This window comes from Streptomyces europaeiscabiei, assembly GCF_001550375.1.
GTDB classification, from domain to species: Bacteria; Actinomycetota; Actinomycetes; order Streptomycetales; family Streptomycetaceae; genus Streptomyces; species Streptomyces europaeiscabiei.
In genome coordinates this window covers 1-10,054 of sequence record NZ_LRTR01000646.1, presented here as the reverse complement: position 1 = coordinate 10,054, position 10,054 = coordinate 1, and the positions used below count along the sequence as shown (strand labels likewise).

8 protein-coding genes, 1 tRNA gene and 4 pseudogenes are annotated in these 10,054 nt (G+C 66.9%); 6 read left to right on the top strand and 7 right to left on the bottom strand.

Annotated features, from left to right (window positions below; translation table 11 throughout):
* Positions 1–807 (bottom strand): APC family permease (locus AWZ10_RS31600; protein WP_159058413.1); only part of this gene is annotated, 807 nt, incomplete at its 3' end.
* A gap of 176 nt (positions 808–983) precedes the next feature.
* Here AWZ10_RS31600 and AWZ10_RS31595 point away from each other — a divergent pair.
* On the top strand, positions 984–1,250 hold the full coding sequence (locus tag AWZ10_RS31595; protein ID WP_037693856.1) for a GlsB/YeaQ/YmgE family stress response membrane protein: 267 nt from the start codon (positions 984–986) through the stop codon (positions 1,248–1,250).
* Positions 1,251–1,405: 155 nt separating this feature from the next.
* Here AWZ10_RS31595 and AWZ10_RS31590 read toward each other — a convergent pair whose 3' ends face one another.
* Positions 1,406–1,894 carry a YajQ family cyclic di-GMP-binding protein gene (locus AWZ10_RS31590; RefSeq protein WP_046708746.1) on the bottom strand — a complete coding sequence of 163 codons (489 nt, stop codon included), beginning with the start codon at positions 1,892–1,894 and terminating at the stop codon, positions 1,406–1,408.
* A 165-nt stretch (positions 1,895–2,059) separates the two neighbouring features.
* Here AWZ10_RS31590 and AWZ10_RS31585 point away from each other — a divergent pair.
* Positions 2,060–2,141, top strand: a tRNA-Tyr gene (locus tag AWZ10_RS31585).
* Between the two features lie 158 nt (positions 2,142–2,299).
* Here AWZ10_RS31585 and AWZ10_RS31580 read toward each other — a convergent pair.
* From AWZ10_RS31580 to AWZ10_RS31570, 3 genes and pseudogenes are all read right to left on the bottom strand, one after another.
* Entirely contained in the window at positions 2,300–3,664 is a 1,365-nt protein-coding gene (locus AWZ10_RS31580) for a tyrosine-type recombinase/integrase (protein ID WP_060892668.1), read from the bottom strand.
* A gap of 71 nt (positions 3,665–3,735) precedes the next feature.
* Complete coding sequence (locus tag AWZ10_RS31575) at positions 3,736–3,924, bottom strand: helix-turn-helix transcriptional regulator (RefSeq protein WP_060892667.1); 189 nt, start codon at positions 3,922–3,924, stop codon at positions 3,736–3,738.
* 439 nt (positions 3,925–4,363) lie between these two features.
* Positions 4,364–5,652 (bottom strand): annotated as a pseudogene (locus AWZ10_RS31570) (ATP-binding protein).
* A 42-nt stretch (positions 5,653–5,694) separates the two neighbouring features.
* Between AWZ10_RS31570 and AWZ10_RS31565 the strand changes: the two are divergent.
* The 3 genes and pseudogenes from AWZ10_RS31565 to AWZ10_RS31555 form a co-directional block, all read left to right on the top strand.
* Positions 5,695–6,077 (top strand): annotated as a pseudogene (locus AWZ10_RS31565) (UTRA domain-containing protein); the annotation flags it as partial.
* Positions 6,074–6,739 (top strand): YdcF family protein, encoded by a 666-nt coding sequence (locus AWZ10_RS31560; protein ID WP_037694008.1) that lies wholly within the window; start codon positions 6,074–6,076, stop codon positions 6,737–6,739. The pseudogene AWZ10_RS31565 and the gene AWZ10_RS31560, both read left to right, overlap by 4 nt.
* Before the next feature lie 204 nt (positions 6,740–6,943).
* Complete coding sequence (locus tag AWZ10_RS31555) at positions 6,944–7,540, top strand: DUF6082 family protein (RefSeq protein ID WP_159058412.1); 597 nt, start codon at positions 6,944–6,946, stop codon at positions 7,538–7,540.
* A gap of 79 nt (positions 7,541–7,619) precedes the next feature.
* Here the strand turns inward: AWZ10_RS31555 and AWZ10_RS54135 are convergent.
* Positions 7,620–7,817: pseudogene (locus tag AWZ10_RS54135) on the bottom strand (site-specific integrase); the annotation flags it as partial.
* A gap of 540 nt (positions 7,818–8,357) precedes the next feature.
* Between AWZ10_RS54135 and AWZ10_RS54130 the strand changes: the two are divergent.
* Positions 8,358–9,215: a hypothetical protein gene (locus AWZ10_RS54130; RefSeq protein WP_234441103.1), complete on the top strand. Its 858-nt coding sequence runs from the start codon at positions 8,358–8,360 to the stop codon at positions 9,213–9,215.
* Between the two features lie 63 nt (positions 9,216–9,278).
* Here the strand turns inward: AWZ10_RS54130 and AWZ10_RS55865 are convergent.
* A pseudogene (locus AWZ10_RS55865) lies at positions 9,279–9,549 on the bottom strand (transposase); the annotation flags it as partial.
* Between the last annotated feature and the right edge of the window lie 505 nt (positions 9,550–10,054).

Genomic DNA, 10,054 nt, shown 5'->3' with positions numbered 1-10,054 from the left:
CAGCCCCGGCACCCCGGCCGCCCGCACCGCGTCGGCCAGCGGAGCGGGGGCCTGCCCCAGCCCGCCTGAGCCCAGCACCGAGAGAACCGCGACGGCGACGGCCGCGTACACGACCAGCGCGATGCCCAACGCGAGCGGGATCGCGCGCGGGATGGTGCGCGCCGGATCCCGTACCTCCTCGCCCAGGGTGGCGATCCGCGCGTACCCCGCGAACGCGAAGAACAGCAGCCCGGCCGCCTGCAGCACCCCGCCCGCGCCCCCCGACGCCCCGCTGGCCAGCCGCCCGGCGTCCGCCTCCCCGGACCCCAGGCACACGACCACCACGGCGGCGAGGACCGCCAGCACCACGGCCACGATCGCCCGCGTCAGCCACGCCGACTTCTGGACGCCGCCGTAGTTCACGGCGGTCAGCGCCACCACGGCCGCCACCGCCACGGCGTGCGCCTGCCCCGGCCACACGTACGCCCCCACGGTGAGCGCCATCGCCGCGCACGAGGCCGTCTTGCCGACGACGAACGACCAGCCGGCCAGATACCCCCAGAAGTCGCCGAGCCGCTCACGCCCGTAGACATAGGTGCCGCCCGAGGCCGGATACACGGCCGCCAGCCGCGCCGACGACATCGCGTTGCAGTACGCCACCACGGCGGCGACCGCGAGCCCGAGCAGCAGCCCCGACCCGGCCGCGCGCGCGGCCGGGCCCAGCGCGGCGAAGATCCCCGCGCCGAGCATCGACCCGAGCCCGACGACCATCGCGTCCCCGACCCCGAGCGTGCGGCGCAACCGGGCCTCCGATCCGGCCTGTGTCATGTGCCGCACCCTACTGACCGCCGCAACCGCCGGACGTCACCCCGACGTCCTCCCCGACAACAAGGCATGACAACAAGGCATGACAACAAGGCATGACAGCAGGGCACCTGGCCTCTGTGGGGGGAAACACAGCGCAGGTACAGCACACGTACGGCACGAAAGGGCAGGTTCACGGCATGAGCATCATCGGCTGGATCATTCTGGGGCTGTTGGCCGGAGCCATCGCCAAATTCCTGCTGCCGGGCCGGGACCCGGGCGGCTTCATCGGAACGACCCTCATCGGCGTCGCGGGCGCCTTCATCGGCGGCTGGATCTCCGCCCGCTGGCTGGACCACCCGATCTCCGAGAACTTCTACGACGGTGCCACCTGGGCGGCCGCGATCGGCGGCTCCCTGGTCCTGCTGATCGCCTACCGCCTCCTGTTCGGCCACTCCCGCCGCTGAGCGCGTACGCACGCACCGCCGCGAACCCGCGGCCGGCAGGCGAGAAGGGTGGGCACCCCGGTCGAAACCGGCGTGCCCACCCTTCTCCGTCCTCTCCGTAGGACCTCAACCACAGGTCCGGCTACGGGTTCAGCTACAGGTCCGACTACGGATGATCACCGGTAGTTGACGAACTGCACCGCGAACTCGAAGTCCTGGCCCTTGAGGAGGGCGATCACGGTCTGCAGGTCGTCGCGGCTCTTGGAGCTGACGCGCAGCTCGTCGCCCTGGACCTGGGCCTTGATCCCCTTGGGACCCTCATCGCGAATGATCTTCGCCACCTTCTTGGCGTTCTCCTGGGAGATGCCTTCCTCGATCGACGCGAAGAGCTTGTACTCCTTGCCGGACAGCTGGGGCTCGCCCGCGTCCAGCGACTTCAGGGAGATCCCGCGCTTGATCAGTTTGGACTGGAAGACGTCGAGGACGGCCTTCACCCGGTCCTCGGAGTTCGCCTCCATCAGGATCTTCTCGCCGGACCACGAGATCGAGGCGCCAACGCCCTTGAAGTCGTAGCGCTGCGAGATCTCCTTGGCGGTCTGGTTGAGGGCGTTGTCGACCTCCTGCCGCTCGACCTTCGAGACGATGTCGAAACTGGAGTCGGCCATGTCCTGTGGCTCCTTGCATCGGGGTATCGGGGGCGACAAGCCTAGCCACCCCGGCCCCTCCGAGTACTGATCAATCAGGTGGCGGAGCACCCCCGGGCATCAGGTATCGTTTACGTCGTTGCCACGGAGCACCGCCGAAAAGCGGTTCGAAGGGCAGCAATCCCAGGCGGTGTGCCCGAGTGGCCAATGGGAACGGACTGTAAATCCGTCGGCTATGCCTACCCAGGTTCGAATCCTGGCGCCGCCACGTGGATGAAAGGGCCCGTGACCAGCAGAAATGCTGATCACGGGCCCTTTCGCTATTCAGGGCGATCGTGGGGCCATTTCGGGTGGATTGTCCCACTGTGTCTCACCCTGGATCACGTGTTGACCAGTGCGTATGGGGCATGTGTGGGGCGGCGTGGGTCACTGCCAGCGCTTCAGTGCGTCGTCGATCCGGTCGTTGGCCATGGTGGTGGCGCCGTCCAGGCACTTCGCGTAGACCTTCAGCAGGACGGCCACCGAGTGCCCAGCGCGCCGGGCGACCTCCACGGGGTCGACCCCGGAGTTGAGCCACAGAGAGACGCACGCGTGGCGAAGATCATAGGGGCGCCCTCCGAGCGGTGACGCGTGCTGCTGGGGGGTGAGCGCCTTCTTCCGTGCCCTTGCCCACACCTCGCCGTAGCCGCTCTCCTGTACGAATCCGCCGCGCGCCGTGCGGAAGAGCCGTCCGTCCGGTGCGACGCCGTGAATCTGGATGTGTTCCCGGAGCATGGTGGTGAAGTGCGGCGGGATGGGGACGTGCCGGATCTCCCGCTCCGCCCGCCACTTCAGGCTCCGTTCGTCATGCGCTTCCCCGGAATCGGTCCACCCGCGACCAACTCGCGGGCGCGAGCCGTCCAGGTGCAGGGTGCCCCAACCAGTGAGGGGCAGTTCGCAGTTGTCGTGTCGGAGCCAGACAGCCTCTGCGGGGCGTAGGGCCGCGTGGTACAGGCACCCGAAGAACGCTTTCAGGTGCTCGCCACGCGGGCCCTGCTTCTCCACCGCATCCAGCAGCGTCCGGGCCTGTCGGGGGTTGACGACACAGCCGGGGTCGATCTCGTCGCCAGTCGGCGGGATCACCCACTGAACCTGTGGGAGCGGGTTGTGGGGGAGGCGTCGGGCCTCCACGGCGAAGCCCAGGGCGTTGTGGAAGACGGCACGCTTGCGCTTCACGGTGGCAGCGGCGGCCTTCTTGCCGTCCAGACGCTGAGTGAAGGCGGTCAGCACCTTGCGGATGACGAGCGGGTCATCCAAGGCGCTCACGGGCACGGTGCTGCGCTCCACCCACGACAGGATGCGCGCGACTTCGGCCGGCGGGTCGTCCGTCCATCGGTTGAAGTTGAACGCCCAGCTGTAGAGGGCGCTGCGCAGGTCCCGCGCGTCGGGCATGCCGCGACGGCTGGTCACCAGCGCAGGCGTGGCCGTCGCCAAGGTTTCGGCGAGGCCCGTCCGGGTCTTCGCGGGAGCTGTCGGCCACTTCATCTCGATGTAGTCGCGTGCGTGCGGGTACCAACTCACGTCGTTGCGCTGCCGGAGTTCCTTGACCGGAACGCCGGTCGCTTCGTCGAAGGGCTCACCGGCGTTGACGGCGGTCAGAAGTTCCGCGTGTCGACTGTCGGCGAGCGTCCTGGTTCCGAACGTCTGAGAGTGTGGAGTCTCGCCGACCTTCCACCGCAACTCTGCTGAGGACTGGCCCCGGTCCTTGCGCTGACGGACGGCCCAGATCCGAACGGTGTACGTGCTTCCCACAAGGGTTCTTTCACGGGAACGGGCCCGCCGTGCGGCGGGCCCGTTGTCGAGCGGTCATTGATCGGGGTGGGTCAGTAGACGGGGCGTTCGAGGTTGTTCCACCACTCATCCAGGTCGGTGCGGTTGACGCGGAGTTGACCGTTGGGGAGCTTGTGGAGTCGGGGTGCCCGGCCACGGGCGCGCATGCGGTAGAAGGCGGCGCGGCTCATGCCGATCTCTTCCAGGACTTCGGGGAGCTTGAGCTTCTGGTTGCTGGCCAAGACGGGTTACTCCTTGGTGCGCAGTCGGGTGGTCTGTGCTGTCCGAAGCTGGGATTTCTGCGTCATTGCGTCACCTGCGTCAATCAGGCTTCTGACCTGCGGGTTCCGGTGACGCAGCAGGGTGGGTGCTGCGTCACCGATGACACGGGCGCTTGTCACGGGGTGACGCTGATGACGCGGGATGACGCAGGGATCGGCCGTCTGCGTCACCGCTGTCGCGGCAGGTCAGCGGCCGTCTGTGGGGCCTGTGGTGACGCAGTGACGCAGATCTTCCCTACTTAGGAAAGAGAAGGGTGGTGTCTGTGGTCTTACGTCATCGCTCAGGGCTTGAAGAGCGGGCCGCTTCGCGGGCGACCTGTGCAGGGCGGCGCCGCCGCCGAACAGCAAGAGGAGCACCCCGTCGCGGCGGCGTGCTCCTCTTGCCTATCCGGGCGGGCGGTCAGAACGCGGTCTGCTGCTCGGGTGGCGGGGGCGGGGCCTGGCGGCTGAGTTCGATGTAGCGGGCGGCGCTGGTGCGTCCCCAGTCGACCAGGACGCCGCGGGCGGCCAGGGTGGGCTGGATGCGCCTCAGCCGGTCGGAGAGGACCTTGCCGGTGGTGGGCCAGCCCTTGGGCAGGGGGCGGCATTCCTCGCCGCTGTAGAGGGCGGTCAGGGCGTGCAGCCACTCCGCCGACGTCATCCGCTCTTCCGTGCCCGGGGTGAGTTCGGCGGCGTGCTTGAGGACCGTCTGCGCCAGGAGATCGCCCTCGATCACGTCGTCGTTGAGGTCGTCCAGGCTGGCCCGGTACGCCTCCAGCGTCCCGAAGCCGGTGGCGGTGTCGAGCTGGGCGCACAGGTGGGCGAAGTCGGCCATGCGTCGATTCCGGTGAGCAGCATGGGGCGGCGGTAGCGGGAGCGGACGACGTCGCCGTCAGTGAACAGCGCGCGCTTGATGCTTTCGGCTCCGGTGATGATGCAGCACATGAGGTCGGACAGGTCCGGGGGCAGGTGGGAGAGGTTGTCCAGGGCGGTGATCCATCCGGCCGCGACCGCAGTGATCATGTTCTCTTCGTCCTTGGGCGCCCGGCGCAGGTCGCCGGTGATGCCCTCGATGATCCGTACGAGCATCCGCCCGGCCGTCGACTTGCCGGCGCCCTGCGGGCCGGTGAGGAACGGCGCGGGGACGGGTGCGGACGGTTCCAGGCAGCCGATGAGCCACGCGATGGCGAGGGCTTCGGTCTTGGCGTCGGCGAAGTTGCACAGCCGCATGAGTAGGTCGATGCCCTTGCCGTTGGTGTCCTTGGCGGGCAGGGGGAGTTCCCCGGTGAGCTGGGTGCGGCGCCAGCACACTTCCTGCGGGTCGGGGGTGCGGATGTCCCAGCCGGTGGGGTGGATGCGGACGGACTGCCCGTCGTCGCGGCCGAGGTCGAGCCAGGTGGCTCCGTCGAAGCCGAGGGCGACGCGGATGTGGGTGGGCTGTACCTGCTCGGTGAGGGCGAGTGCCTCGATCAAGTCCAACGCCTCCTTGAGGGCGGTTCCGTTGAAGACGCCGACCCCGTCGCGGAAGAGGCCGACCATGAGTTCCTGGCGGTGGCTGCCGGTGGTGCCCTGGGAGCGGATCGGGCGGGCCACGGGGTGGCCGGTGCGCTGCGCGTACACGGTCCCGTCCACGGTGCGGAAGTACCGGAAGTGGGACTGCGCGTAGTCGGTGATGACCTGCCGGGCGGGGGTCTTCTCGTCGTCCGACATGGGTCACAGTCCCAACGTGGTCAGGGCGTTGGTCCACGCGTCCGCGCAGTGCTGGTGAAGGAAGGCACCCAGCCCACCCACACCCTGACCAGCTACTACCGCCCCGAGCACGTGGAAGGTACGCGCATCGTCGACCCAACCCGGGCCCGGCCGGTCGTGGCGGCGGCTTCCGTGTCCTCTATGACGCCGGGTACGAGATCGACCACATGCGCGAGGAACTGTTCGCGCGCGTGCCCACCGCCGAAGAGGCTCAGCTACTCCAGCTCTCGCCGGGCGAGTGGGTGGTAGAACTGCACCGCACCACGTACACGGCGGACGGGACGGTCGTGGAGTTCGCCATCGGAGTGCACGCGGCGGCGCGCTTCGCGTGGTCGTACGACTTCAAGGTCCCCGACTCGGCAGCAACGGAGGGCGAGAGCAAGTGATCTCGGTTCGGTCATGGGCGAACGCTCAGCGGCTCTGGGACTTCCAGCAGATGGGCCATGAGCCGCGCCCATGCTCGGTGGCCATCGGACTCGGCAGCCATGACCTCGGGGTGGCCGACGCCACGGCAGATCTCTTCCACCGGGGCATGGCGCCGGTCGTCCTATTCACCGGAGCGACCAGCCGGACCACCCGCGACCGGATGCCCCGCGGCGAAGCCGCGCACTACCGGGACCGCGCGGTCGAGCTGGGGGTTCCCGCGAGCGTCATCCTCGTCGAGCTGAACGCCCGGAACACGGGCGAGAACGTCCGCTTCTCGCGGGCCCTGCTCGAAGAGCGGCGCATCCCCGTCTCATCCGCCCTGCTCGTCAGCAAGCCGTACGAGGAACGACGGGCGTATGCCACGGCCCGGCGGCTTTGGCCCGAGATCGAATGGGTGAGCGCGTCTACCCCCATGACGCTTCCCGACTACGTCGACTCGATCGGGGACGCGCGTCTCGTCATCGACATGCTTGTCGGTGCTCAGCAGCGACTCATGGTGTACCCCCGGCAAGGTTTCATGATCGAGCAAGAGGTTCCCGACGACGTTCTAGCTGCTTACGAGCGACTGCGCGGCGAAGGCTTCACGAGCCGTCTGGTGCCCGAAACGGTAGATCGGGCCTGACGACGGCTCGTCCACTCCGTCTCAGTTTCCGTCTCAGTCGGCCTCACGCCGCACGCAACAGCCACACTGGCGATATATCGCGATGCAACGCTTAGCGGTCTTGCCTGTCGAGCCGCGCTTCCGCATCATGACGCCAAGGGTCTCGGGGGCGGAGGGCTCATGGCGAGGATGCCTGCACGGCATAGGAATACCTTGGCATTGATCATGACCGGGGTAGCCATCACTCTCGCGATAGTGATGACGCCGTTCCTACTCCAGGGTGCCGCATCAGCGGGGTGGGACTGGGACAAACTCAGCAAGATCAGCCAGGCTTACGGGGCGCTTTCGGTCCTGTTCTCCGCAGCGGCCCTCTTGGGCGTGGCGACGTCGTTGGTTCACCAGTCACATCAGACTGAGATCGCGAACGAGGAAGCGCAACGCGCCTCCCACCGGCAACTCCTTCTGACCTCAATCGACGATCCCGAACTTGCGGTCTGCTGGGAACCGTTTTCCGTGGCCATATCGCTTGCAGAAAGGAAGCAAGTCGTCTTCGTCAACCTCATCGTCAACAACTGGTACGCCGACTACCGTCTGAAACGAACGAATGACGACGTGGTGCGAGTGGTGTCAGGGACTCACTTCCGCGGTGAGGTGGCCCGACGACACTGGCACCTGTGTGCTGAAAGCTGGAGACTCTACGTCGAAGCTCTCGGAGAGCGGAGAGCCATTCGGTTCGTGTCTCTGCTGGATGAGGCGTACTCGCAAGCAGTGGCGGCAGGCCCGCCGGTCCCGGCAAGCGCCTACTACTCGCCCGCTGGGTAATGACTGTTACGTGGCTCTCGCGCTCTGCCCGCGACAGAGTCGCTTGTCGCGGGCAGAGCGGCTTGCTGTGCAGTGTGGATCAGTCTTCATCCTCAAGCGAAGCGCTTGTGGACTGCCAGATGAGCCCATCGACCTGTCGGGCGACGTCGCTGCGGACGGAGTCGACCATGTGCTGATACCGCGTGGCCATGGCCGTGGTGGACCAACCCATGAGCCCCATGACAGCCCGCTCGGAGACCCCGAGGATCAGCAAGACCGTGGCGAGCGAGTGTGGCGCAAGTCACCGAGGGTTCAAATCCCTCCGCTACCGCAGGTAGACGCAGGGTCCGGCTCGCTGAGCCGGACCCTGCGCGCATCTCCGTCTCAGTTTCCGTCTCAGTTGGTCCGGCCAGTCGCTGCCCGACCAGGCGCACAAGACTCTGCCGCTGTTCTGGGCGGGGCTGTCGGTGGGATACGTGAGACTGTCCACGTGTTCACGATCGGGCTTCTCATCGCGGTTACCCCATGGTTGATCTTGGTTGCGATGCTTCTGCTTGTCATTCCTGGACCGGTGCAGCGCTGGGCATTGCCGGCGCAGCGCTGGGCGTCGGCGTCTGTGGAGCGCTTCGAGCGACTGCGCGCCGACTTGGGGGTGCGTCGCGCTGCTCCGCTTCTGACGCAGATACTGCTACTACCGCCTCGAATACAAGATCGGGTCGGCGGCCACGGATTGGCCCCTCAGTATGTAGTGCGGTGGTGGCGCGCTCGACCCCTGGCCGGGCCAATCAAGACACTCCGGTTTTGCTTGCTGCTATTCGTCTTGGTGCACGTTGATGACATGGCCGACTGGGAGCATCTGCGGTTGAGCGCTGATCCGGGACCGCAGCCTGGCGCGGTGCAGGCACTGCTCAGCAAGATCGTGGCTGCGCCGATGTCGGTGCGTAACTGGGACTTATCTGCGATCAGCAAGATAACGGCACTTCTTTTCTGGGCCCTGATTTTGATCGTTGAAGTTCGGATCATCAAACGCATGAACCTGAGCAGTTCTGGCACCGGCACGTCGTATGCCGCCTATGACCTGGAGAGCCTCGACGGGTACCCGGTCAAGGAGAGTGCGAGAACGGAAGACCGGCGCTCCTGGCCTGTCGTTGCACTGTTGACGGTCGCAGCTCAGTGCGCAACGGTTCTCCGTCGCTGGGAGGAAAGCCAGCCGGACTGCCAGATCCCGCGAGTTTCCATGCAACCGGTTGAGCGCGCCATTTGGATGGCTCATCGCACCCGCCGCGCCAGAGCCAGACGGCACAACGAGAGGCAGTTCAAGGCTCATGCCGCACTGGTGGTGGGCGCGCTACGAAGGGCCGAAGCGCGGCAGGACTCCGAGCCGGGACGCGCCCTTGAAGACCTCATCGTGATGTTGCTGACGATCGCCGAACGCTACGCCGAGGGCCGTGTCGACGACCTTCTCGACGCAGATCAATTGGCCGGTGTGGCTCCGGTTGCGCCAAGGGAGCGATTGCGGGTTCTCGTGGTGGGCATCGTGGTCGTGCTGGTCATGGCTGGTGCGGCCGCCATTGGATTGCCTGATGCTGCACTCGTCCCCTTGCTGCCGGCAGTGGTGCTGTTCGTTGCGGTCGTCTTCAACCGCGGTCGGATACCAACCGGGGGGCAGCTCACCGATTTCCTCATCCCTCGGTGAGGCCGGAGAACCCGTTGAAGCCCTATCCGCCTCACCACATAGGACAGCGTCTTACTGAGGTTTTCAGGGTGGAGTCGGTGGTGCGAGGGTCAGGCCGGTGGCGGTGAGGCAGCCGTCGATCAGGTGTGGTCGGAGTTGGATCCTGCATAACTCCCGGCGCAGGACACGGTCGAGGTCGTCGGGTGTGTCGAAGGCGGTGTTGGCCATGGCCCGGCGTACCAGTGACCAGAGGGCCGACGGGGTTCAGGTCGGGTGCATACGGCGGGAGGCGGACGGTGGTGAGCCAGTCGTGCTCGGCCTCGTACCGTTTCAGCCCGGCCGCCAGATGGGTGTTACTTTGCGGCCTGTGGTCACTCCTCTGATCCATCGAGGCGATGAGCCGCCGCCCAAGGGGGGCTCCCCGGGCGGTTCTTAGGGCCCATGGGCCATCTGTGGGCCAACGCCTCGATGGTGACGTCCCGACGACGCTACTGTGCAGCTCAGAAGTGGTATCGGATCTGATGCCGCATCGGTCTTGAAAGCCGTCACTGCCTGGCTGATCAGGCTTTCCCTACGTCATCAAGGCCCGCGCACGGCGCGGGCGCGCGCCGCCTCTGCGGCGCGGCCTGCCTCCTGTCTGCGCCCCGGCTGGCCGCGCCCGGCGGCTGCGGGCACGAAGGGGGAGGACACCCTCTGTGGCTGGGGCGGTCGGCTCCGCGGCTTTAGGCAGCCACTTTGGGGCGAGCCTCGAAGATCATGGCCCCAACGTCGTGCTTTAACCTCGGGCTTTCACGAACTGGGCGGTCCGCGACTTGATCACAGCTGGGAGAAGTACTCCTGACCAGCGGCATCGGAACTTG